Source organism: Nocardioides panacihumi, from assembly GCF_039530925.1.
Lineage (GTDB): Bacteria > Actinomycetota > Actinomycetes > Propionibacteriales > Nocardioidaceae > Nocardioides > Nocardioides panacihumi.
In genome coordinates this window covers 1,714,368-1,737,446 of record NZ_BAAAPB010000001.1, presented here as the reverse complement: position 1 = coordinate 1,737,446, position 23,079 = coordinate 1,714,368, and the positions used below count along the sequence as shown (strand labels likewise).

Annotated in this window: 21 protein-coding genes; 8 read left to right on the top strand and 13 right to left on the bottom strand. The window is 71.6% G+C overall.

Annotated features, from left to right (window positions below; translation table 11 throughout):
* Window positions 1–76: 76 nt before the first annotated feature.
* Both ABD205_RS08120 and ABD205_RS08115 read left to right on the top strand, forming a co-directional pair.
* Window positions 77–652: a DUF2231 domain-containing protein gene (locus ABD205_RS08120; RefSeq protein WP_344044221.1), complete on the top strand. Its 576-nt coding sequence runs from the start codon at window positions 77–79 to the stop codon at window positions 650–652.
* A 76-nt stretch (window positions 653–728) separates the two neighbouring features.
* A complete protein-coding gene (locus ABD205_RS08115) occupies window positions 729–2,357 on the top strand; it encodes a methyl-accepting chemotaxis protein (protein ID WP_344044219.1) in 1,629 nt (542 codons plus the stop codon).
* A 13-nt stretch (window positions 2,358–2,370) separates the two neighbouring features.
* On the opposite strand, the gene ABD205_RS08110 is transcribed toward ABD205_RS08115, so the two are convergent.
* On the bottom strand, window positions 2,371–3,435 hold the full coding sequence (locus tag ABD205_RS08110; protein WP_344044217.1) for a M36 family metallopeptidase: 1,065 nt from the start codon (window positions 3,433–3,435) through the stop codon (window positions 2,371–2,373).
* A gap of 216 nt (window positions 3,436–3,651) precedes the next feature.
* Here ABD205_RS08110 and ABD205_RS08105 point away from each other — a divergent pair, with 216 nt between their 5' ends.
* Window positions 3,652–4,491, top strand: a complete 840-nt coding sequence (locus tag ABD205_RS08105) for a hypothetical protein (protein WP_344044215.1) — start codon at window positions 3,652–3,654, stop codon at window positions 4,489–4,491.
* A gap of 19 nt (window positions 4,492–4,510) precedes the next feature.
* Here ABD205_RS08105 and ABD205_RS08100 read toward each other — a convergent pair whose 3' ends face one another.
* From ABD205_RS08100 to ABD205_RS08085, 4 genes are all read right to left on the bottom strand, one after another.
* Complete coding sequence (locus ABD205_RS08100) at window positions 4,511–6,904, bottom strand: lysylphosphatidylglycerol synthase domain-containing protein (RefSeq protein WP_344044213.1); 2,394 nt, start codon at window positions 6,902–6,904, stop codon at window positions 4,511–4,513.
* A gap of 15 nt (window positions 6,905–6,919) precedes the next feature.
* The gene (locus tag ABD205_RS08095) at window positions 6,920–9,025 is read right to left on the bottom strand and encodes an alkaline phosphatase family protein (protein ID WP_344044211.1); all 2,106 of its coding nucleotides are present in this window, start codon (window positions 9,023–9,025) and stop codon (window positions 6,920–6,922) included.
* 72 nt (window positions 9,026–9,097) lie between these two features.
* Complete coding sequence (locus ABD205_RS08090; protein ID WP_344044209.1) at window positions 9,098–9,892, bottom strand: MBL fold metallo-hydrolase; 795 nt, start codon at window positions 9,890–9,892, stop codon at window positions 9,098–9,100.
* 154 nt (window positions 9,893–10,046) lie between these two features.
* Window positions 10,047–11,273, bottom strand: coding sequence for an EAL and HDOD domain-containing protein (locus tag ABD205_RS08085; protein ID WP_344044207.1), 1,227 nt, complete (start codon window positions 11,271–11,273; stop codon window positions 10,047–10,049).
* A gap of 109 nt (window positions 11,274–11,382) precedes the next feature.
* On the opposite strand from ABD205_RS08085, the gene ABD205_RS08080 reads away from it, so the two are divergent.
* Window positions 11,383–11,874, top strand: a complete 492-nt coding sequence (locus ABD205_RS08080) for a DUF427 domain-containing protein (RefSeq protein ID WP_344044205.1) — start codon at window positions 11,383–11,385, stop codon at window positions 11,872–11,874.
* A gap of 56 nt (window positions 11,875–11,930) precedes the next feature.
* Here the strand turns inward: ABD205_RS08080 and ABD205_RS08075 are convergent, their stop codons facing one another.
* The 3 genes from ABD205_RS08075 to ABD205_RS08065 form a co-directional block, all read right to left on the bottom strand.
* Window positions 11,931–12,791, bottom strand: a complete 861-nt coding sequence (locus tag ABD205_RS08075; RefSeq protein WP_344044203.1) for an FHA domain-containing protein — start codon at window positions 12,789–12,791, stop codon at window positions 11,931–11,933.
* A gap of 10 nt (window positions 12,792–12,801) precedes the next feature.
* Window positions 12,802–13,050, bottom strand: coding sequence for a hypothetical protein (locus ABD205_RS08070; protein WP_344044201.1), 249 nt, complete (start codon window positions 13,048–13,050; stop codon window positions 12,802–12,804).
* Window positions 13,051–13,135: 85 nt separating this feature from the next.
* Complete coding sequence (locus ABD205_RS08065) at window positions 13,136–14,041, bottom strand: DICT sensory domain-containing protein (RefSeq protein WP_344044199.1); 906 nt, start codon at window positions 14,039–14,041, stop codon at window positions 13,136–13,138.
* An 84-nt stretch (window positions 14,042–14,125) separates the two neighbouring features.
* Here ABD205_RS08065 and ABD205_RS08060 point away from each other — a divergent pair, with 84 nt between their 5' ends.
* The 3 genes from ABD205_RS08060 (at window position 14,126) to ABD205_RS08050 (ending at window position 17,567) form a co-directional block, all read left to right on the top strand.
* Window positions 14,126–14,680: an RNA polymerase sigma factor gene (locus ABD205_RS08060; protein WP_344044197.1), complete on the top strand. Its 555-nt coding sequence runs from the start codon at window positions 14,126–14,128 to the stop codon at window positions 14,678–14,680.
* 139 nt (window positions 14,681–14,819) lie between these two features.
* The gene (locus ABD205_RS08055; protein ID WP_344044195.1) at window positions 14,820–15,455 is read left to right on the top strand and encodes a hypothetical protein; all 636 of its coding nucleotides are present in this window, start codon (window positions 14,820–14,822) and stop codon (window positions 15,453–15,455) included.
* Window positions 15,456–15,545: 90 nt separating this feature from the next.
* Window positions 15,546–17,567 carry a phosphoinositide-specific phospholipase C-related protein gene (locus tag ABD205_RS08050; protein ID WP_344044193.1) on the top strand — a complete coding sequence of 674 codons (2,022 nt, stop codon included), beginning with the start codon at window positions 15,546–15,548 and terminating at the stop codon, window positions 17,565–17,567.
* Window positions 17,568–17,726: 159 nt separating this feature from the next.
* On the opposite strand, the gene ABD205_RS08045 is transcribed toward ABD205_RS08050, so the two are convergent.
* The 5 genes from ABD205_RS08045 to ABD205_RS08025 all read right to left on the bottom strand — a co-directional run bounded on the left by ABD205_RS08045 (window position 17,727) and on the right by ABD205_RS08025 (window position 22,652).
* Window positions 17,727–18,896, bottom strand: a complete 1,170-nt coding sequence (locus ABD205_RS08045) for a M20 family metallopeptidase (RefSeq protein ID WP_344044191.1) — start codon at window positions 18,894–18,896, stop codon at window positions 17,727–17,729.
* Window positions 18,896–19,687 (bottom strand): amino acid ABC transporter ATP-binding protein, encoded by a 792-nt coding sequence (locus ABD205_RS08040; protein WP_344044189.1) that lies wholly within the window; start codon window positions 19,685–19,687, stop codon window positions 18,896–18,898. Before ABD205_RS08040 ends, ABD205_RS08045 begins: the two co-directional genes overlap by 1 nt.
* Window positions 19,684–20,622: an amino acid ABC transporter permease gene (locus ABD205_RS08035; RefSeq protein WP_344044187.1), complete on the bottom strand. Its 939-nt coding sequence runs from the start codon at window positions 20,620–20,622 to the stop codon at window positions 19,684–19,686. The genes ABD205_RS08040 and ABD205_RS08035 overlap by 4 nt, the downstream gene beginning before the upstream one ends.
* A gap of 80 nt (window positions 20,623–20,702) precedes the next feature.
* Window positions 20,703–21,686: a transporter substrate-binding domain-containing protein gene (locus tag ABD205_RS08030; protein ID WP_344044185.1), complete on the bottom strand. Its 984-nt coding sequence runs from the start codon at window positions 21,684–21,686 to the stop codon at window positions 20,703–20,705.
* Between the two features lie 99 nt (window positions 21,687–21,785).
* Window positions 21,786–22,652, bottom strand: coding sequence for a MurR/RpiR family transcriptional regulator (locus ABD205_RS08025; RefSeq protein ID WP_344044183.1), 867 nt, complete (start codon window positions 22,650–22,652; stop codon window positions 21,786–21,788).
* A gap of 161 nt (window positions 22,653–22,813) precedes the next feature.
* On the opposite strand from ABD205_RS08025, the gene ABD205_RS08020 reads away from it, so the two are divergent.
* A partial coding sequence (locus ABD205_RS08020) for a hypothetical protein (RefSeq protein ID WP_344044181.1) occupies window positions 22,814–23,079 on the top strand: 266 nt, incomplete at its 3' end.

The window sequence follows — 23,079 nt, the reverse complement described above, 5'->3', positions numbered from 1 at the left end:
TGGGCAACCACCGAGCACTGGGCAATCACAGAGCACTGGGCAACCACCGAGCCAGGACCGACCGGAGGGCAGAGCCATGGCGCACATGCGGGAGAGCGGACCGGCGGCGCGCGGCCCGCTGGTGCGGCTGGCCGAGCAGGTCGAGGGCGCTGCCGCGCTGGACTCGTTCTCGGAGCTGGTGCGTCCCCTCGCGGAGGCGCTGGTCGCCGACCCCAGACGCCGTGACCTGCTGCAGGGGACGTGGCTCGGGCACGCGCTGCACCCGTTGCTGACGGACCTGCCGATCGGGTTCTGGACGTCGGCCAACGTGCTGGACCTCATCGGCGGCCCGTCGGCGCGCCCGGTCGCTCGGCAGCTGGTCGGGCTCGGCATCGCGAGCGCGGTGCCGACGGTCCTCACCGGCTGGGCCGAGTGGGCGGCGCTCGGCACGGCGCGCGACCGGCGTACGGCGGACGTGCACGCCGTCGGCAACGTGATCGCCGTGACCTGCTTCACCGGGTCGTGGCTGGCGCGCCGCCGTGAGCGCTGGACCGCCGGCGTGCTCCTCGGCCTCGCCGGAGCGACGGCGGCGACCGCCGCCGGCTTCCTCGGTGGCCACCTGGCCGCCGGCCGACGGGTCACGACGAGGCACCCCGCCTTCCAGGAGGGGTGAACGCGGCGCGGCTCAGATCCGGGCGCCGTGGGCCGATGCACAGGGCACCACTCCCTGACCGGATGCGAGATCTGCCATGCTCACGCGCGCCCTCCGCCTGCGCAACCACTCCATCGGCGTACGCCTCGGTGCGGTGTTCACACTCTGCGGCGTGCTCCTCGGCTCCGCCATCGCCGTCGACGCCATCGCCCAGCACGACGCCACCGTGAAGAGCCACGAGATCGAGCGCGTCCAGAAGGCCCAGCAGATCTCCGACGACCTGCTCATCCGCATCAATGACATCACCGGGTGGCAGGGTCTCTACATCGCCGACGCCGCCGCCTACGGCGTGGACCGCGGGCTCGCGGACCAGGACTACAACATCAAGGGCTTCGCGACGTCGCGTGCCGGCATCGAGAAGATGTACGCCGACATGGACCGCAGCGTCCTGACGAGCGACGAGCGCACGATCATCGCTCAGACCGAGGCGAACTTCCAGCAGTTCTTCGACGCCGACGCCGTGCTCCGCACCCAGCTGCACCGCGACGGCCTGAAGGCCCTGCCGGGCGTCATGGACAGCATCAACGGCGGACCTGCGGGCGCGGCCTGGTCGGCGGTCTACGACGCCGCCTCCCACTACCGCAAGCTCGTCGACAAGCGTGTCGCCGACCTCAAGGCCCAGCAGAGCGCCGACCTGAGCACCGGCCGCCGCATCGTCGTGCTGACGTTGTTGCTCGCGGCCGCGCTCACGATCGGCCTGCTGGTGCTGGTCACCCGCTCGATCACCGGGCCGGTACGCCGGCTCGTGGACGTGCTCCACGTCGCCGCCACCGGCCGACTCGACACCCGCGCCGAGGCCGACGGCCGCGACGAGCTGTCCCAGATGGGCACGGCGCTCAACGACGTGCTCGGTGGCCTCGCGACCTCGATGTCCGAGCTCGACGCCGAGGCACGCTCGCTGACGTCCGCCTCCGAGCGCCTCACCGGCGTCTCCGGCCAGATGTCGGACTCCGCGGCCGCGTCGGCCGGTCAGGCCAAGCTGGTCGTCGACTCCGCCGACATCGTCTCGAGCAACGTGCAGACCGTCGCTCGCGGCACCGAGGAGATGGCGGCCTCGATCCAGGAGATCGCCCGCAGCGCGGCCGACGCGGCGGGGATCGCCAACCGCGCGGTCGGCGCCGCCCAGGCCACCAGCGAGACGATCGCCCGGCTCGGGTCCTCGTCGGCGCAGATCGGTGACGTCGTCAAGCTCATCACCTCCATCGCGGAGCAGACGAACCTCCTGGCGCTCAACGCCACCATCGAGGCGGCGCGCGCGGGCGAGACCGGCAAGGGCTTCGCGGTCGTCGCCAACGAGGTCAAGGAGCTGGCGTCCAAGACAGCCCAGGCCACGGGCGACATCAGCCGTCAGGTCGAGGCCATCCAGGCGGACACCAGCCAGGCCGTGGCGGCGATCGGGGAGATCAGCCACATCGTCGGCCAGATCAGCGAGAGCCAGACCACGATCGCCTCGGCCGTCGAGCAGCAGACCGCCACGACCAACGAGATGAGCCGCAACGTGGGTCAGGCCGCCGCAGGCTCCAGCAGCATCGCCGAGGCGGTGACCGGGGTCGCCGAGGCGGCCAACGAGAGCCACGCCGCTGCCGGCAGCACGAGCCAGGCCGCCGAGGACCTGGCTCGCACGGCCGGCGTCATGCAGCAGCTGGTCGGGCGCTTCAGCTACTGAGCGGTCGGGACCGTCAGAAGGTGATCCCGCGCGCGGCGAACGCGTCGCGGACCACCTTCGCGGCGGCCTGGCCGTCCCGGCGCAGCGCCGTGGCGTACGTCGTCGCGGCGGCCGCGGAGAAGGACGTGTCCGGCGCGTACCCGAACTGCGACTCGATCAGGGTCGTGTCCCACGCCCGGGCGCCCAGCCCCAGCCGCTGGTAGCCCAGCCGGCTCTCCCACAGCGCCTGGCTCCAGATCTGGCCGTCGAAGTGGACCTCGCCGATCCGGTCGGCGACGGTCAGGTTCTCGTGCAGGGTGCGCAGGCAGTGCGGCGCGCTCGTGTAGGACACCGAGTCCCAGTCGGCCACGCAGGCGGGGTCGGTGCGCACCGGCCAGTTGTGCTGCGCCGCCGCGTCGAGCCCCACGCTGACACCCAGGTAGTCGCCGAACGCCTCGCCGATCGACCCGGCGTCCAGGCTGGAGCCGAAGCCGGGCACCTGGCTCTCGTGCACGGCGTGCCCGTACTCGTGGACGATCACCTCGGCGTCCTCGGCGTCGTCCACGCCGCCCTTGCCCAGCCGGATCCGGTACGGCTTGTCGGTCATGTAGGAGTTGTCGCCGCCGTACTGGTCGATCTTGACGGGGAACGGCTGGTTCACAACCCCCCGGAGCGACTCCCCGAAGCCCAGCTGGTGCAGGTAGGTCTGCGCCTGGGTCACCCAGAAGTAGGCCATCGTCTGCTCGAACTGGTCGTCCTGGCGGTTGTAGAGGAACTGGTTGGTCTTCGAGAACGCCGGCGTGCCGGTGCTGGACTCGACCACGGCGTAGTCACCGCGCAGGTAGCCCGAGCCGTCGAGGTGGGTCAGCGGGACGGTGACGTACTGGCTCGCCGGCACCGCCGTCGCGGAGTCCTTGGCGTCCACGAGCGACTGGTCCCCGCTGGACTGCACCGGGTTCACCATGAAGATCCGCGCGGTCCCGGTGGCGGAGCCGCTCCCTGGCTTGGTGGCGCCGGCAGGGCCGGCCGGGCCCGTGATCCCCGCGGCGGCGACCGCCGCGGCCGCCAGTCCGATCGTCCAGATCCGTGCTCGTGCCATGGCCACGTGTCCTCTCGCGACGCCGGGCCCGGGTCGGCCGGCTCGGCATTGTTACCCCGGATCCGGTCCCGGCACCAGCACCGTGTGCTCGGACGCGCGCGTCGCGCGGGTCGCGCTGCGGCGTTTTACCTTGTTTGGGTGAGAGCGCGGGCGCGACCGCGGGCGCACAGTGGGCGGTGGGACGAAGCGCTTCTGCTCGGAGATGGCGGACGAATCATGGGGTACGACGACAACCAACAGCTCGACGAGGACGTGGCTGAGAGCATGGGCGACCGCCCGGGGATCCTGTTCGCCGGCGGAGTCGCCGTCGGCGCGGCCGTCCTCGCTCTCGTGTGGGTGATGGTGTCGCTGATGAGCGGCGGCGGCGCGCAGCAGGCACCCGACAGCTCGGCCGCGGCGCGCCTCCAGAACCAGCTGGCGGCCGTGGCGTCGGTCCCGCCCTCACCGAGCCGGCTCGAACGATGTGCCACGGCGGCGTACTCCCTGACCACACCGCTGCAGGCCGCGGCCCCGGCGATGGACCAGTGGGAGGTCCACATCGGCGCGATGAACAAGCTCGTCGTCGGCGCGATCACGCTGCCGCAGGCGACCGCGTTCTGGAACCAGACGCGAGTGGGCGCGCAGCACCGGATCGACCACTTCCACGCCGCCTTGCGGACGCTGCGGGGATCGGGTGTGGACTGTCCCGCCCCCGGGCTGCTGGACAAGGCCGCCCCGGCCGACCTCCGCAGCTGCGCCGCACACGTCGACGCCGAGGTGCGGGCGCTGGACGCGGCGCGGACCGCGGTCAACACGTGGGACATGCACGTGCGCGACATGGAGCGGCTGCGCACCGGGAAGCTGTCGCCCACGGCGGCCACCCAGATGTGGCTGTCGATGTGGCAGCGCGGCCAGGACCAGCTCAAGGCCTACCGTGCCGCCACCCGGGACGTCGGCACGCCGGGCCCCTGCCTGATCGTACGGAACGGCCTGCTCCCGCAGTCGTCGTCGGCGCCCTGGTCGCCATCACCGTCACCGTCGCGGTCGCCGTCCCCCGGGATGGAGAGCATGCACTGAGGCATCGTGCACCGTGTCGTCACAGGTAGTCCTCCCGGCGCAGCCAGCGCAGCGAGTACGACCCGAAGACCGGCGGCAGGTACGACGTCGCGATCCGCTGCGTCACCGCGATCGCGAACGCCGGCGCCGCCGGCACGCCGACGAGGCCGAGCGCGGCCGTGATCGCCGCCTCGCCGACCCCGATGTTGCTCGGCACCGGGATGACCGCGGAGATGAGGCTGGAGACGCCGGTCACCGCCACCGTCTCGGCGAGGGAGAGCCCGGGATGGATGGCTTCCACCATGCAGAGCAGGGCGATCGCCGTGACGACGAGCGAGGCCAGGTTGCTGCCCAGCAGGAGCGCGGCCCGCGCCGGGCTGTCGCGCACCACGACGAGCGCCTCCCACAGCTGCCGGGCGACCCCCAGGACCGAGCGACGCAGCCGCGGCACGGACGCGACGACCGCCACCGACACGACGGCCGCGAGAAGAAGCACCCCGACCAGCCGCGCGATGTTGTCGGTCTCCAGCGAGACCGACGAGACCAGGTCGTCGTCGACCAGCAGGAAGACCAGCGTCACCCCGACGTTGACCACTGTCCCGGCCGCGGAGTCGAGTGCCGTGACGGTCACACCGACGGCGGGACGCTCGCCGAACTTCGTGAGGAACGTCGCGGTGAGCGCCGCGCGGCCGGCCGTCGCGGACACCGCGAGGCCGACGAGCTTGATCGCATACTGCAGGTGGACGAGCGGCACCAGCGGCAGCCGGGTGCGGACGCACGACATCGTGGTCACCGAGTCGCACACGGTCGTGGCCTGCGCGATGAGCAGACCGAGGATGATCCAGGCCCAGGTCGCGTTCCTCCAGGAGTCCACGACCACTGCCCAGTCCAGCTGCACGAGCGCCGCCAGCAGGGCGTACGCCGCGAGCAGGATGATCGCCGTGCGCAGCAGGTCCTGCCACTTGATCCGCACGATCGGGGCCGGCGGTGACGGCGGCACCCCCGTCCGCTCGCCGATGACCCGGCGCAGGTCGTCGAGCACGGTCTTGGGGTGCACGCTGCCCCGGAGACTGCGCGGGAGGGCCGCGCGCTGGAGGTAGGGCTGCGACCCGGCGACCGCCTCGGGGCCGAGCTCGGCGACGGCCGCGTCGACCGCGCGGTCAGGTCCGACGCGCAGCGCGAGGCTGGTCAGCAGGGTGGCCACGTCCTGCTGCAACCGGGCCGACGGCGCCGCGACGGAGCCGTCCGCGAGGTCGGTCACGACGACGGACCCGCCGAGGTCGACAGAGCCACCGGCGCCGCCGGCGAACGCGAGGTGCTCCAAGGTGAGCTGTCCGTGGCAGAGCCCGGCCCCGTGCAGGAGTCCGACGACACGCCAGATCTCGGCGAGCCTGGCGTCGGTCAGCGCTGCCTCGTCCGCGTCGACGGCGACGACCACGGCCGGCGGAGGAGCCAGCACCAGCAGCGCGTCGCCGCCGGTCTCGGCGGCCGCGACCACGGGCGCCACGGGTACGCCGGCCTGCTCGGCGAGGAGGGTCAGCAGCGCCTCGTGCTCGACCAGCTGCAGCCTCGTGGCCTCGGGGATGACCTGGTCGCGGTAGATGATGGTCCGCCACCACCGCGAGGCCCGGTAGGCGTCGACCGCGTCCCGGCCGTAGACCTTCACCCGCAGCGGCGTGCCGTCCGCCGAGGTGCCGTCCACGACCCGGGCCCCGACCGGCTGCCGGTCGGCGAAACCGAGGTCGTGCGCCTCGACGCCCAGGGCGCTCAGCGAGGCGGCGACGTCGGCGAGGTCGGGATGGCCGCCCGGGGACCCGGCCGCGAGCAGCCCGACACCCGCCCCGGCCAGGCCCCAGGCGAGCGCGCTCACGATGAACGACGGCTCCGCGGTCCCGCTGACCCAGGCGCCCACGGCCAGCAGTCCGACGAGCGCGGTGTCGTAGCGCCGGAGCGGCTCGACCATCCAGGCGCGCAGCACCAGGAGGACCGCCGTGAGCGCGGTCACCGGCAGGATCGGCTCACCCCATTGGCCATGGGCGGTCGACCCGGCGATCAGCCCGGGCAGTCGGCCGTCCGCGAGGAGCGACGTGACCGCCGACAGGATCACGGCGACCGGCACAGCGACGAGGAGCGTGAGGGCCAGCGGCGTATGACGCCACGGGGACACGACCGCGACCAGCACGACGACGACGGCGTACGCCGCCACGACGGCGTACGCCGCCCGCCCGGACGTGACCGCCCAGTCCGGCAGCGAGGCGGCCAGCCGAGCGACGGCGTCCTGGACCGGGCCGCGGTCGAGCGCGGCGTGTGTGCCGATGATCCCGACCAGCACTCCGCCCACCGTGACGGTGACGTCCAGCGGTCGCCGTGCGCGAGGGCTCTCGGGGTCGACGAACCAATGGGAGAGCGGACGGCGACGGGTCTGCGTGCTCACCGGCTCCCGACCGCCTTACCGGGACAGCTTCGTTGTCAGGCTCGTGCGGTGGCCCAGCTGCTCGAGCCAGCCGACGAACACGCGGTGCAGCTCGTGGGCGCCCACGACCATGCCGTCGGGCAGGTCACCGGGCAGGGGCAGGTCGACCGGGTGCACCACCATGGCGCGGTCCTGCCAGCCTCCGAGCCCGCCGTGGCAGCCGACGAGGTCCTCGAAGGCGGCGACCTCGCCGAGGTCGTCGAGCAGGCTGTTGACGTACAGGTCGGGCGCCTCCTCCATCGCCTCGACGCGCCGCACGAACGCCGCCGCGTGCGGGCCGAACCGCGCGAGCGGGTCCGTGTCGACGATCGTCCCGTCGCGGAGCCGATGCTCCCCGCCCGCGCCGAGCACGACGGGGCCGTGCTCGGCGGAGCGTCCCACCACGAAGCCGATGCCGGGATGGGCGGCGAGGCCGGGCACGAGGCCCGGGAAGCGCTCCGACAGCTCCTCCAGGGTCAGCCGACGTGGCTCGCCGGCCACATAGACCAGTCCGAGGTTGCCCGAGCCGAAGACCATGAACCGGTTCGCCGGCGCCGCCTCCTGCGTGTCCTCCTGCGTGGTCGCCTGCGCGGTCGGCCGCGGCTCGGCGACGGCGCCGGAGGTGTCGTCGGTCAGGTGGTCCGAGACGCGGTCGAGCGCGCGGCCCATCACGGAGTCGCGACCGCCGGCCGAGGCGACCATCGAGTTCAGCGAGCCGCTGCCCTCCGCGTTGCGGACCGCATCGAGGGCGGTCGAGTCCGCCAGCCGGGCGACGAGGGCGGCCAGCTCCTCGCCGTACCTGTCGGCGAAGATCTCCCCCTGCGACTGGCCGTGGTCGGAGAGCACGACCAGGTGGTAGCGGCGCGGCGCCACGGCGGCGACCTTCTCGAGCTGGGCCAGCACCACGTCGATGCCCTCCAGCGCCGAGAGCGACTCGGGCTGGAGCACACCTGCGTGGTGCGCGACGGCGTCGTAGTCCACGTAGTCCACGTAGATCGCCCGACGCCCGCGCAGCATCGCGTCGGCGACCAGCGTGGTGTTGAGGTCGCGCAGCACGCCGACGAGGGCGGCCCGCTCCCCCGCGAAGCCCCAGCCGCGCCGGATGCGGGGTCGTACGTCGCGACGGCGGGCGCGCGCGGCCTGGAACCGCTCGCGGACGACCTCGCTCAGGGTCCGGTTGAAGCTGCGCGCGAAGCCCGCCGGTCGGCCCAGGAAGTCCGAGATCGCCTCACGCGCCTGCCTCGTCTCGCGGGACCTCTGGACGGCGCTCATGGTGGCGATGGCGGTCGGCGCGTCGCCGGTGAAGAGGTTGCTGATCGAGACCCCGTCGTCGGCGAGCAACCCGTGCCCGTCGGAGTGCCGGGCCTCGATCTCGGCGGCGTCACGCGGCCGGTTGGCGACCAGCACCCGCTGGGTGGAGCGCTCGACCCACCGGAAGGCCGGGATGCCGTCGATCGTGCCGTGCAGGATGCCCATCTGGCTCGCCGGCGTGGTCGCGGGCAACATCGGACGCCACTCCGCCATCTGGTGGCTGCCGCTGCGCAGCCAGCGCGACAGCGTCGGGACGGTGCCGGCGCGGACGGCGACCTCGAGGACCGGGAACGGCACGCCGTCGGCCTGCACGAAGACGACGCCGGGGACGTCCGGGTCCTCCAGGGTCACGCTCGACCGGCGGGCGCGGCGCAGCAGCGAGGCCGTCACGGCGTCGTCGGTGCCGGCCGTGACCAACCAGACGAGCACGGTCGAGACGGCGGCGACCAGCCAAGCGGTCACGAGGGACCACCAGAACTCCTCCCAGCCGCGCTCGGTCGCCGGGAAGATGACCAGCCAGACCGCGAGCCACTGACCGCCGAGGCCGAGCAGGATCGCGCCGACCCAGCCGAGCCGCACCGCGAGGGGCGTCAGGACCAGGCGCAGGACCAGGCCGCAGAGTGCGACCAGCACGCCGCCGATCACCACCTGCCACTTGCTGTGCAGAGGGTTCCCGGGCGCGAGCCAGGCTCCCAGCAGGAGTCCCAGGGAGGCGCCGACCACGCCCAGGAGGGCGGCGCCGAGATCGCGCCAGCCGAGCGAGCGGAGCACCGATGTCGGCTGGCGTCCCATGGCACCACTCCTCACCGGTCCGGCGTGGCTCGCGGAGTCCCGGATCGAATCATCCCGAGGGGCGCTGACCGCTCACTCCCCTGAACCGGGTGAACGCCGCGGCCCGAACGTCAGCACCATCCGCTCTCCGTGCGCGAGCACGAGGGCCTCGGCGTCGCGGCCCGCCATCGCCTCGGCGAACCTCTCGCCGGGCGTCACGAAGAAGTGCTGGTGCGTACGCCGCGCCACGTGCCGCAGCCCCCGCGGGAAGAACGTCCCCCAGTGCACGGGGACCGCCCAGCGCGCCCCGACCCGGGTGACCGCCTCGGCCGCCTCGACCGGATCCAGGTGCTCGTCGCCCAGCGAGTGTCCCCACCCCCCGATGGGGACGAGCGCCAGGTCGACGGCCCCCACGGCGTCGAAGTCGACCTGCGACCCCGTGTCGCCCGGGAACCAGAACGAGTGCTCGCCGTCCTCCACCCTGAAGCCGAGCGCAGGGCCGCGGTAGTGCGAGCCGGGCAGTCGCCGGCCGTCGTGGTGGGCGGGCAGCACGGTCACGCGTACGCCGGCCACGTCGAGCCGGTCGCCGGGCTGCACGGGGCGTACGTCGGCACGGTCACGCAGCAGCCGCTCGCCCCCGCGCGGCAGCAGCACGGTCGCCCCGGGCGAGACCCGCCGCAGTGACGGCCGGTGGCAGTGGTCGTGATGCAGGTGCGAGACCAGCACGAGGTCGGCCTCGGCCGCGCGCTCGACCGGCTGGTCGGCGTACCGCCGCAGGTGGAGGAGCCGGCTGCTCAGCACCGGGTCCGTGACGATCCGACGACCCCCGATCTCCACGGTGGCCGTCGCGTGGCCCCACCAGGTGACGGCGAGTTCCTCCGCGCTCATGCGGCTCCCGCGAGCAGGATGACCACGTCCATGCCCGTCCTCCTCGCGCGGAGCTCTGCCGTCATGGTTGACCCGGCGTCTCAGGGTGCGACGATCCGGGACGGCGATGCTCACCCGTTCCTGGTGAGCCACCCCGGGCGCGCCGCGCGTGCGCTCAGCCGCGCTGCTCCCCGACGAGTCGGTTGGACCACACCATCGCGGCGAGGTGAGCCTCGGCGAGGCCGTTGGAGCGGCCGGCGAAGTAGGGCGTCGCACTCCAGTCCTCGTACGCCCGGACGCTCTGCAGGGCCTGGCCGAGCACCCCGTCGTGCTCGACGACGGCCGCCGCGATCGACATGTCGAGCGGGAGGCGCCGGACGACGTCGTGGACGTCCTCCTCCATCAGGTCGGCGATACCCGCGACGAGCCCGACCATGAAGCCCGAGTCGCCGGGTCCGCCCAGCCACTCCGTGACCGTGTGGCAGAGCCGGGCACGGGTGACCAGCCCGGTGAGGGTCTCCTGGTCGACGCCGGTGACGTCGGTGAGGACCATCAGCGAGGCCCACTGCCGGATCCGGTTCACCCCGAGCAGGGTGACGGCCTCGTGCAGGGACGACACCCGTCGCTTGAGGCCCGCCTGCGCCGAGTTGGTGGCCTGCAGCACGCGCAGCGCCAATGCGGGGTCGGCCGAGATCAGCGAGACCACGCGCGGCAGGTCGAGGTCGGTGGCGCTGAGGGCGCCGAAGAGCTCCAGGCGCGCGGTCTGCGAGACCCCGAGCGTCCGCATCGACAGCGTCTGGGGCCGACCGAGGGCGTAGCCCTGCATCAGGTGGAAGCCCAGGTCGCGCGCGTAGGCGATGTCCTCGTCGGTCTCGACCCGCTCGGCGACGAGGGTCAGGCCGCGCTCGCGCAGGCGTGCGACCTCGGGTCGCAGGACGGACTCCTCAGCGGAAGCCAGGTCGATCTTCACGTACGACGCGACGTCGAGCAGGCGCTCGTGGTCGCTGCCCACCACGAAGTCGTCGAGGGCGATGTCGTAGCCGGCCTCGACCAGCCTCACCACGGAGGCGGCGACCTCGTCGTCGACGTCGACGGTCTCGAGCACCTCGAGGACGACCTGACCCGGGTCGAAGGGCAGCGGCAGCTGGCCGGTGAGGTATTCGCGGGTGACGTTGATGAAGCAGCGCCGATCGCCGACCAGGCTCGTGAGGCCGAACTCCGTGAAGGCGTTGTGGATGATCGTGCCGGTGGCGGAGGCGCCACGGGCGGTCGCGATCCGGGCGTCGGCGTCCGAGCGGAAGAGGAGCTCGTACGCGTGGATGCGGTCGCCGTCCCAGATGGGCTGGCGACCGATGTGCACGTGCGAGGCCGCACCGTGGTCGTCGACTGCTGCAGCGGTCACGTCGAGTCCTTCGGCAGCGCAGCACCTGACCTGAGGAACGCCGCGTGCTCGATGTTGCGACGGGCGCAGGCCCGGCACGTGCTCCGCAGGACTGAGCGATGATGGAGGTGTGAGCGAGGACGGCGATCGGGCGGCATCGGAGTCGGTGTGGGACTACCCCCGGCCGCCGGTGGTGGTCCCCTCGCTCGAGCGAGTGGTCATCGAGCTCGATGGCGAGATCGTGGTGGACACCCGGCGGTCGCTTCGGGTTCTGGAGACCAGCCATCCTCCGGTCTACTACGTCCCTCGCGACGCCATGGCGCCAGACCTCCTCAGGCCCGACTCCCGGAGGACGTGGTGTGAGTTCAAGGGGTCCGCGTCGTACTTCGATGTGGCCTGCCCGAGCGGTCGACTGGTTCCCCGGGCCGCGTGGCACTACCCGGACCCCAGCGCGGGCTACGAGGCGCTCGTCGGCCACGTCGCCTTCTATCCCGGCCGGATGGATCGATGCACGGTCGACGGCGAGACGGTCGTCGCCCAAGACGGCGACTTCTACGGCGGCTGGATCACCAGCAAGGTGACCGGTCCCTTCAAGGGAGCACCTGGAACCGCCGGCTGGTAGGAACATCGCGCACTCGCACGGATAACGTCCCGCCCGGCTCCTCGACCAGGTCGCCGTCAGTCGACGGGCGTGTCACCGTCAGGGTCGGGAGTCGCGCTCCGCGGCGGTTGTGGGCGTTGGTGGCCGAGCTCGCCGCCGATGCGTCCGCCGTACGGACGGCCGTGGTCGGCGTACTCCTCGCGCCGGAACACCAGGGTGTAGCCGCCGAGGTCCACCCGCGCACCTGTGCGCAAGCGTTGCCGCTGGACGCGTGCGCCGTGCACCTGGACGGCGCCGTCGACCGGGACAACCACGTACTCGTCCTCCTCGTCGTGGACGACCTTCGCGTGCCGGGGCGCCAAGCCCTCCAGCCGCACCTCGCACGCCGGATCCGAGCCGATCCAGGTGACCTCCTCCAGCCAGTGGACGGTCGGCCGTGCCTCGGTCCACACCGCCGACCTCACCTCCACCAGTCGAGGCGCACCGCCGCGGGCGGGATCGTGCGTCGTCGCGACCTGGCCTCGCGGACGTCGGTGCAGCGTGGGCGCCAAGGGGAACAGGGTCGACGGCGGTGCCAGTGCCGACTCCGGGATCACCGACGGGCGTCCGTCGATGCGTGCCCGCGCCGACGTCCAGGCGCCGCGAGCACTGCCGAGCCGGATGTGCCGGCTCCTCGTGATGCGACGTTGCCACCACGGGGCCGTGACTGCGCCGAGGGTGATCAGCCGCCGCCCCCGGCTCACCACCTCCAGCACGAGGCTTCGTCCGGCGAGCATGTCCGCAGCTGCTCGGACCGCGGCCGCATCGCCGGAGCCGGCGAACATGACGGGATCGTCCACGTCGAGGACGAGGCGGCCGCGCTGGTTGCGCAGTGACCCGTGGGCGGTCCGGTCGCCGACCTGGACGCTGAACTCCAGGTCTGCGGCTACCGTCGGCATCGGTCTCGCCTCACGCAGAGTGGGACGGACCGGCCGGCGACGTGTCGCTGGTGGTCACGGTCAGGGTGCCGTTCACCTTCCAGGTCGCCCGCGGCGCCCTGCTCCCGGTGTCGCGAGGAACCTCCACCGTCATGTCCTCGAAGCGGTAGTGGATCGCGGCGTTGCGACCCGTGAGGAACTCCCACATCCGCTGGCCGAGGTCGGTCCAGTCGAGAACCTCGCCACCCGTGCTGCCGTCAGTCTCATGTGTGCTCGTCACCATGACCAACACTTCCCTTCATCGCTGTGTCGAAGTTTGACCTTCCTATAGTGAACACGTCGTTGAAGTATTGGCAAGGGCGTGGTCACCGGGAGCTGGTCGGTGAGGCGAAGCGGTCGACGTAGACGAGCATCCGGTCGAAGAGGGACGTGGCGTCCAGTGCCTGCCGCGACGGCTGAGGCTCTCCCCGAAGCTCCTCGAGCAACGCGGCACCCGCTTCGGACCCGGATCCCGCCGCCACCGCCGCAGCCACGGTCGTCGCGTCACGGACGCCGACCGGGTCGACCGTCCAGATGGTCTCGAAGATCCGGTCGCCGTCGCGCACGTCCGCCTGGCCCGGGAGCTCCCACGCCGAGAGGCAGGCGCTCATTCCCGGCCCGTCGCTGATGACGACCCACTCGCGCGCCATCGGGGAGTCCGGCTCGAGCCGGACCAGCACGGGCCCTTCCTCGGCGGCCTCGGCGCCGTCGGGACGTGAGCGGATCTCGGGGAAGTCCCGCGTGAAGGCCAGGGCGCGGTGTGCGATCCGGGCCAGCTCGTTCCAGCGCGCCTCGGACCTGCGGTAGAACTCCTCGCGCTGGAACGCGCCGATCACGATCGGACGATCGGCGCGTGCGCAGCATTCGTCCTCGATCGCCCGCGACATCGCGACCAGGGTCGACTTCCGCAGTCGGTGCACGGCCAGGTGGGGATGCCGCCGGCGCAGCTCGGCGAAGATCGAGGGGGGCGCCGGCGGTGCCATGTCCGCGGCCTCGGCGATCGCCACATCCAGCCGGATTCCGGCATCACGGCGGCGGAGGACCCGCTGCACGAGCTCGACGTCCGAGGCCCGATACCTGCGGTGCCCGCTGGCGAGCCGCGTCGGCACCGGGAACCCGTGCCGGGACTCCCAGGCTCGCAGCACCGCCGGGGTGAGGCCGGTCTGCTCCGCGAGGTCGCCGATGGTGAGCTCGGCAGCCTGGTCCGGCACGACCGCTCCGATGTCGTTCATGATCGGTACCTTAACCTCGACAGGGCGTCGAAGTTCTGGTGCCGTACGGCAATCCGCGGTGACCGTCCGTGACGAAGACAGGACGTGGACGACGGCCAGGCTCTCGGCGCGCGGCTCGCGCGTCACGACGAGTGCGCGCTGGAGGCCGTGTACGAGGCCTACGGGGCAGCGCTCCTCGCCTACCTGACGCGTCTTGTCGGGGCCGACGAGGCCGAGGACGTGCTGCAGCGGACCTTGCTCGATGCCTGGCGACATGCCAACCGCTACGAGCTCGGCCAGCGGTTCAACAGCTGGCTGTTCACGATCGCCCACCATCGCGCGGTCGACGCGATCCGCCGCCGGCGTGCTCCGGTCGTGGACGTCGACTCGATCCGGGACCTGGTCGGCGAGGACGGTCGCGACACCGCCGAGCGCTACGCCCGGGCGGCCGAGGTCCACGCTGCCCTGCGACAGCTTCCCGAGCACGAGCGAAGCGTCCTCGCGATGGCCTACTTCGCCGACCTGACCCAACGCGACATCGCGGCGCGCCTCCACGTTCCTCTCGGCACCGTCAAGGCACGCGCGTCGCGCGGGATGCACCACCTGGCCGCCATCCTCGACGCCGAGCACGATGCGACCCGCGGAGCCCGGCGGATCTGACGGGGGCACCGATGTCCTGCGGATGCATCCCTACCGCCCTTCCAGCCCGAAGTACCACCAGCGGCCGGACCAGCCGGCCTCGTTCGGGAGGAATGTCATGATCCCCTTCGCTCCTCGGCAGAGCCGACAGGCACGACGCATGCACCACACCGCACGAGTCACCGGCCGAGTCACCGGCCTGGCCGTCGCGCTCCTCGCTGCCGTGGGACTCGCCGTCAGCGCAGCACCGTCAGCGAGCGCCCACGTCGGTGGTGCTACCCATCACCGGGCACATCACCAGGTCGCCGACCACTCCGCTGCCCGCTACGGCCGTGTGCAGCTCGGGTACACGCAGGTGGTGGTCGCTCCGGCGGTCTACTCGCTGATCGTCTCGGCCGGGATCACGCCGGCACCGGTCGGTGGTGCGAAGGCCTTCGCCTTCCAGGACACCCTCGCCGCCCGGTTCCCGATCACCGGATACGAGCTGGGCTCGCTGCGGATCAAGCACTCGGGTGGCATCAGCCTCTCCGCCGGGTCCTCGACGATCACCCTGTCCGACTTCAACATCGACCTCGCGCGGCTTCGGGTCAGCGGCCGTGTGTCGGGCAGCATCGGTGACGTCGGCCGGGTCGATCTCTTCAAGATCACCGGCTCTGACCGCCTGGACCTCGGGCTCGTGCGACTGACGCTGACCGACACCGCCGCAGGGGCCCTCAACGCCACCTTCGGGGTGAGTGCCTTCGCCGAGGACGCCACTTTCGGCTACGCCACACCGCGCCCCTTCGCCAGGTTCTGACCCCTGGGCGGACCGCGGGACGGTCACGACGTCACGGTCGATGCTCCCGCGACACTTGCGGCCCCGGTGTGGTGCCGCGACGCTAGCCGCGTGCCCCGGATCGTGCGCTTCGCGACCTCCTGCCTCGGCACGATGCTCCTGCTCCTCGGTGCAGTGGCCGGAGTCATCAACCACGAGGTGCTCGACGCCGACCGGTTCTCGGCTCACGTCGACGCCATCCGCACCGATCCCGACGTCGCGCGGCAGCTGGGCGCGCTCATCACACGCCGCCTCGTCGAGGAGCAGCCCGACCTGGTCGCGCTCCGACCGCTGATCGAGGCGACGGCGACCCGGGTGGTCGCGAGCCGACCACTCGGGCCCGTCGTCCGCGGCAGCCTCGCTCCGCTCTACGACGCGCTCGTGCTCGGTGAGAACGACCCCGTGGTGCTCCAGCTGGCCGACGTCGCCGCGGTGGTGGTGGCCGCGATCTCGGTGCTCTCACCGCAGACCGCCGTTGCGCTGCCGGCCGACCTCGATGTGCGGCTCTCCGACATCGGTGCCGGAGAGCTCGTGCCAGGTGCCGTCGAGCCGGTCCGTGCCATCCGTCTGCTCACCTGGCTGGCGCCGCTGTTGGGCCTGACCGTGCTGGCCGCGCCGGCGGCGTTCGCCGAGAGCGGCGTCCGACGGCGCCGCGCGCTCGCCGGCGTCGGCCATGGTCTGGTCGGTGCCGGCGGGTTGATGGCCGCGCTCCTCGTCCTGGCCGTCGCCCTTGTCGGGCGCAGCGACCCGGACACGCTCGCGGGCGCGGTCCGGATCGCCGTACGCGACCAGCTGGCCGGTCCCTTCTGGATCGTGTCCGCGGGCCTGGCCGCCGTCGGACTCGTCGTGACCCTTGTCGCGGATCGCCCCACGGACCGGTCGCGTCGCCTCCTGCTCTCGGTGCTGGCGGCTGCGGTCGGGGTGGCTCTCCTCACCGATCCGACCGGCGTCGCCGCGGCGCTGCTGTGGCTGGTCGGTGCGTTGCTGCTGATCGGGGGCGTCGTGACCGCCCTGGTGACATTGACGCGCGTGCCGGCCGGGCGGACCGCGCTGGCCTCCGCGGCCGGCGTGCTCCTGGCGGGCATCGTCGTCGCCGCGTGGCCCGACGATCATCATCTCGACACCCGCAGGGCAGTGGCGGGCGGGAGCGGCTGCAACGGTCACGTCGAGCTCTGCCACCGGCGGTACGACGAGGTGGCGTACCCGGCGACCCACAATTCGATGGCGGCGGCGAGCGAGCCGGGTTGGTTCTTCCCGGAGCAGCCGGACGGGCTCGTCGACCAGCTCGACGCCGGTGTCCGAGTCCTTCTCATCGACAGCTGGTACGGCCGCGAGACCAACCGTCCCGGCGTCGTCACGACCGTCGGAGAGGCGCGTGCGAGGGCGGTTGCCGAGGCGACCGAGTCGTTCGGGAGATCCGCGGTCGACAGTGCGCTCCGCCTCGGAGGAGCTGTCGGGCTGACCCCGCGGGGACCCCAGGAGGCGTACCTGTGCCACGGCCTGTGCGAGATCGGCTCCACCCGCTGGCTGGACAGTCTGGAGGCGGTCCGGGACTGGCTCGATGTCCACCCGCGGGAGGTGGTGACGCTCTTCGTGCAGGATCAGGTGAGTCCTTCGGACACCGCTGCTCTGATCGAGCGTGCAGGGTTGCTGCCCGACGTCTATCGTCCGGCGGACGACGCGACCACCTGGCCGACCCTCGGTCAGATGGTCGAGTCGGGCAGGCGACTGGTGGTGCTGATGGAGAACCGAGCCGGGGCGGGGGAACGGGAGCGATGGCTGCTACCGGGATTCGAGGAGGTGCAGGACACCCCGTTCCTCTTCCGTAGCCCTGCGGCGCTCATCGACGGCAGCGACACCTGCGCGCACAACCGCGGTGAGGCCGACGCCCCGCTTCTGCTCGTCAACCACTGGGTGACCGACAAGTCGGCCGAGGTGACCAATGCGGCACGGGTCAACGCGCACGACGTACTCGCCGCACGGGTGGCCTCCTGCCGCGAGCAGCGCGGGATGCTGCCCAACTTCGTGGCCGTCGACTTCTACGACCGCGGAGACCTGTTCGGGGTGGTCGACGACCTCAACGGCCTGCGCTGACCTCGTCGATCTGTCTGACTGCGATTCTGGGCTCGCATGCGGCGGCCCGCGACACGCTCGGACGGCTCGTCAGGGGAGGTCGGTGAAGCGCAAGGTCGGTCTGCGCGACATGGACTCCCAACCGCGCACACTGATGCTCCAGGCCGAGCTGACCGTTCCTCAGAACTGGTCGGGGTCGCCCTGACAGAGATCGACGATCAGCGCTGCCAGGAGCAGGAGGCGGTCGGGGGCGGATACCAGGTCGAGCCACTCATCGGCGGAGTGGTCGCCACCGCCGACGGGCCCGAGACCGTCCAGCACGGGCAGTCCCAGATCGGCCAGCAGGTTCGCGTCGGCGGAGCCACCGGTGTCGGCGGTCTGGATGTCGATCCCGAGCGACTTGGCGACGAGGACCGCGCGGTCGGCCACCGCCTGCGCGCGGCGGTCGGCGCGCCACGGCGGCGCCGGGTTCTCGACCCTCACCGTCACCTGAACCCCGACCGGCACGTCGGAGGCCACCTCGCGGATCGCCGTGATGGCCGCGTCGAAGGAGTCTGCCGAGGTCCCGCGGACGTCGACGACCAGGCGGCCATGCTCGGGCACCACGTTCGCGCGCTCTCCGCTGCTGAGCACGCCCACGTTGACCTTGACGTCCTCCCACCGGCCGTTGAGCGCGGCGATGGCGACGGCGAGCCGCGCGGTATCGACTGCCGCATTGAGTCCGCGCTCCGGCTCGATGCCCGCGTGGGCAGCTCGCCCCCTGACCTCGACGACGACGTCGGCCACGCCCGCGCGACCGGTGACCAGCGAGCCGTCATCCCGCGCGCCCTCCAGGCAGAGTCCGACGTCGTGGACTGCGGCGAGCTCGGCCATGACAGCGCGCGCCGCGTTCGATCCGGTCTCCTCGTCGGTAGTGGCGAGCAGCGTGAGCGTGTCGAAGTCGTCGAACCCGGTGGCGAGCAGGGCCTCCATCGCGAAGACGCCGGCAAGCAGGCCGCCCTTGTCGTCGCAGACCCCGGGGCCGGTCGCGATCCCGTCGCGCACCGAGAATGGCCGACGTTCCGCGCTGCCGGTCGCGAAGACCGTGTCGAGGTGCCCGCACAGCAGCAGCCTCTTGCTCCCCCGCCCCCGCATCGTCGCCACCACGGGCGGCACACCCGACGCCACGGGCGGGCGGGTGACGTCCATCCCGCGTGCCCGCAGGAGCTCGACGAGCCTGCCCGCCGCTCGTGCCACACCGGCCCGGTCGTCGGTCCCGGAGTCGATCGACACCAGCGCGGCCAGCTCTGTCACGAACGCGTCGAAGCTGCGCTCCGTCGCCGCCCGGAGCGCGTCCGTCCACCCCTCCATCAGAGGACTTTGGACAGGAAGGCGCGCGTGCGCTCGTGCTGGGGCGCTCCGATGACCTGCGCGGCGGAGCCGGTCTCCACGACCGTGCCGTCGTCCATGAAGACGACCGAGGTGGCGACCTCCCGTGCGAATCCCATCTCGTGGGTGACGACGATCATGGTCATGCCGTCCCTCGCGAGCGACTTCATGGCGTCCAGAACCTCTCCGACAAGCTCGGGGTCGAGGGCCGACGTCGGCTCGTCGAACAGCATCAGCGGCGGGCGCATCGCCAGCGCCCGCGCGATGGCCACGCGCTGCTGCTGGCCGCCGGAGAGCTGGGCCGGGTAACGGTCCTCCTTGTCGCCCAGGCCGACGCGCTCAAGGAGCTCACGCGCATGGGCTCGAGCCGCGGCCCTCGACTCCTTGCGCACCAGGACAGGCGCGTGGCAGACGTTCTGCAGGACCGTAAGATGCGGGAAGAGGTTGAACCGCTGGAACACCATGCCGATGTCCTCACGCTGCCTGGCCGCCTCGCGAGGTCGCAACTCGTGGATCCTGGCGTCCTTGCGGCGATACCCGACCAGCTCGCCGTTCGCCTCGATCCAGCCGCCGTCGATGGACTCGAGGTGGTTGATGCACCGGAGGAAGGTGGACTTCCCGGAGCCAGACGGGCCGAGGATGCAGGTGACATCGCCCGGGTGTACGTCGAGGTCGATCCCCTTGAGCACCTCGGTGCCGCCGTACGACTTGCGGACCCCCCGCGCGCGGACCAAGGGCCCGGTCGTGGCTTGCTCCATGACCTGTGCGCTCATCGCGCGACTCCTTCCGCTGCACTGACCTTGAACCAGCGCGAGATGACCCCCGGTCCGGCCGAACCGCGCCGGCCACGACCGAAACGGCGCTCGAGGAAGTACTGGCCAAGACTGAGCACGCTCGTCAGCGCGAGGTACCACATCGCAGCCACCACCAGGAGCGGGATCACCTTGAAGTTCTGGGCATAGACGCTCTGCACCGCTGTCAGGAGGTCGCGCCCGCCGATGACGGAGACCAGAGCGGTGGACTTCAGCATCGTGATCGTCTCGTTGCCCATGGGCGGCACGATCACCCGCATCGCCTGCGGGAGCACGATGGTCCGCATCGTCTGGGCGCGGGTCAGCCCGAGGGCGGTCGCCGCGTCGTCCTGTCCGTCCTCGACGGAGAGGATCCCGCCTCGGACGATCTCGGCGGCATAGGCCATCTCGTTCAGGCCCAGCGCGAGGACAGCGGCGACGATCGGGGTCACCACGGCATTGGTGTCGAGGTCGACGAGGTGCCAGCCGGTGAAGGGCACGCCGATCTGGATCCGCTCGTAGAGGGCGGCGAGGAAGCCCCAGAAGATGATCTGGACGAGCAGCGGCGTACCGCGGAAGAACCACACGAACAGCCATGCCGACCAGCTGAGCACCGGGTTCGCCGACAGGCGCATGACAGCCACGAGCACGCCGCCCACGGTGCCGATCACCATGGCGAGCGCGGTGAGCAGCAGCGTGATGCCGACGCCGCGGATCACGAAGTCCTTGGTGAGGTACGTGCCGACCGTCGTCCAGTCGAGGTTCGGGTTGCGGGCGAGCGACAACAGGAAGGATGCCGCGACGAGGCCGACCAGCAACGCCGCGACCCACCGCCCCCAGTGTCGCAGCGGCACGACGTCGAGGTCGTCGGATGCGGTGCGGGCGGGGGCGGCTCTGTCAGCCTGGGGGGCTGTCACGGCACTCATCTCCTCTGCTCCTGTGTCGGTCGGGGTTGGCGGGCGGGGCGAGGGGCGGCGGTGGCCACGTCCACGAGCGGTCAGTCGATCGCCGCGTCGATCGTCGCCTTATCGATACCGATCGGCTCCTGCTTCCACTTGGCCAGGATCTTCCCGTAGGTGCCGTCGTCGATGAGGGACTGCAGTGCGGCCTGGAAGGCCTCGGCCAGAGCCGCATCACCCTTGTCGAAGCCGATGCCGTTGGGGCTCGCGTGGTAGCCGTTGGGCGCTGACGGATCGTCGACGACCTCGACCTTGCCGTCGAGCTTGGCTGCGGCATCCACCAGATTCACCTTGGTGGCCACCATCGCGGCCGCCTTCTTGGCCATCAGCGCCTGCACGGCATCGGTGTTCTGCGGGTACTCGGTCAGCTCGATGGGAGATGAGCCGCAGTCCGACTTGTTGAACCGGGTCATCAGCTCGACCTGCTTGGACGCCTTCTGCACCGCGACCTTCTTGCCGCACAGGTCGGCGAGGGTGGCGATGCCGTCGGGGTTCCCATCCGGCACGAGGACGCCGGTGCCGGACGCGGTGTAGTCGACGAAGGTGGCTGTTGCCTGCCGCTCGAAGTTGTCGGTGATGCCACCCACGATCGCGTCGTACTTCCCGGCCTGCAGACCCGGCACGAGCCCGTCGAACGGCTGCTGCTGGAACTGAGCCTCGATCCCCAGGCGCGCCGCGATCGCCTGCACGAGGTCGTAGTCGAGGCCCTTGAAGTGGCTCGTGTCGCCCTCTGCACTGAAGTCGATGAACGGTGCGTAGGGGGCGTTCGTCGCCATCTTGACCACCTTGTCGGCGGCCACGTCCGAAGGCAGCTTGCCCGACAGGTCGGCCGAGGGCTCGACGGTCCCGACGCCCGTGATCGACACCTGGTGGCCGGAGCCGCCCCCGGACGCCTTGTCAGCGTTGCCGTCGCCGGCGCTGTCGCCACAGGAGGCGAGGGCGGGAGCAAGAAGGGTCAGCGCGGCGGCGGCGAGGGCGCCGGTCCGGCGCCGTCCCGTGGAGGAGCGGGGGCGGACGATCATCGGAGCTTCCTTCCGAACGGGGGGTGACAGGCGTCACCCATGTCTGAAACAGACGTTACATTCTGCGCACTGATGAGGGAATACGTAACGTCTGATTCTTTACAGAACCCCGTACCTCTGGCTCACTTCCTCGAACTGACGCAGACGCTCGACCGCCCGTTCGCCACATGCCTCCAACACGCCCGCCACCAGCACCTCCGCAACGGCGAATGCGGGAACCAGGCTGTCGTAGATCGAGAGGGGCTCAACCCGCACAGGCAGCACCACGTCCGCGACCGACGCGATCGGGGAGAGCCAGCGATCCGTGACGAGGATGACCTTGGCCCCGGCTTCCGCGCAACGGTCCGCCAGCTCCTTGGAAGCGGCCTCGTAGCGCCTGAAGTCGAAGACGACGAGGACGTCGCGCCTGCCCAGCCCGACGAGCAGGTCGGCCCGTTCAACCGGGTGCAGCGGTAGCACGTGGGCACCGCCGCGGACCTGCACGAGGTGACGTACCAGGTATTCGGCGATGAGTCGGGTGAAGCGCCCTCCCTCCGCCAGGATCCTGCGTCGCCGGTCCGCCATGAGCTCGATGGCCGCCGAGAGCTCGTCGCCCGGTAGCTGCTCCAGTGTCTGCACCGTCGCGGTCGGGACGGTCGCCAGTGCGCGCGCGAGCACGTCGACGCGGGGCCGGCCACCCGTGTCGGAGCCGGCGGTCACGTCAGCTGACGAGAGCATCGCCAACGGCGAGGCCTCCCGCTCGGCGAGCTCGGCGCGCAGGGTGTGCTGGAACTCGGGGAAGCCGGCGAAGCCCAGGCGGGCGAGGAAGCGGAGGACCGTGGGACCACTGGTCTCGGCGCGCGCCGCCAGACTGGCGACGGTCTCCAGCCCTGCAACCGGATAGTCCGCGAGGAGCGCCCGGCCCACTCGTCGTTCGGCAGGACTGCACCGGCCCAACCCCTCGCGCAGCCGTTCGGCCACCGTCATCTGATCGCCCTTCCTCTCCTGGCGCAGCGATGACCCTGAGGGTAACGGCCGACGAGGCCGGCGAGGTGCGTGACGCTCGACCGACATCGGCAACGGATCCGAACGGGTGCGCTGGCCGGGAAGCTCTTGTCACGGATTGTGACATACGTTACACAATATCCATGACAAGCCACAGTTGGAACGAACATACCGAACCCGGAGCCAGGTCGTCCGTACGCGCGGCTGTCGCGGCCACGGCACTCCTCGCCGCCGTGGGCGTCACGACCGCCGCCCCCTCCTTCGCCGCCCCTGCCCACACTCGGGCAGCCGCACAGCCTGCGGCCGCCGCGACGGAGCGAGGCGCCCTGGTGCTGATCGGGGGCGCCCTGAAGGAGGACCCGGAGATCCTCGAGCGGATCGTCGCCCTCGCCGACCCCGACGGCGCGGG